Here is a 292-nt window from a genome sequence, read left to right as displayed (position 1 = left end):
CTCGTCCTGAGTCTCACCAATATATCCGATTCTGGTGTGTCAGAGGCCCATCAGGTGATTCACAGCGGTCAGAGAGGCCTGGTATCCGTCGCTGATGACCTGATCGTATTTGGCATCCAGAATATTGAGACCGGTGTAGGCAACGCAGTTAAAGTATTTTTTTAAAAAGCTCAGAGTCTGCTTGTCACACCGTCCCAGCACGACCACACCGTCTACATGGTTGAAATTATGATTGTACTTCTGATAATCAGTCTTGTCAGCTGGAAATAAACAAAAAAGGAGAACAAACTCA

General features: G+C 45.2%; 1 pseudogene. It reads right to left on the bottom strand.

Going from position 1 to position 292, the window contains the following annotated elements:
• Positions 1-42: 42 nt before the first annotated feature.
• Positions 43-222 (bottom strand): annotated as a pseudogene (locus NE473_RS31870) (LacI family DNA-binding transcriptional regulator); the annotation flags it as partial.
• Positions 223-292 lie beyond the last annotated feature (70 nt).

Source organism: Hungatella sp. SL.1.14 (genome assembly GCF_024460495.1).
In the GTDB taxonomy this organism is placed as follows: Bacteria; Bacillota; Clostridia; order Lachnospirales; family Lachnospiraceae; genus Hungatella; species Hungatella hathewayi.
Note: the sequence above shows the minus strand (reverse complement) of the source record. Positions and strands in the feature narration are given on the sequence as shown.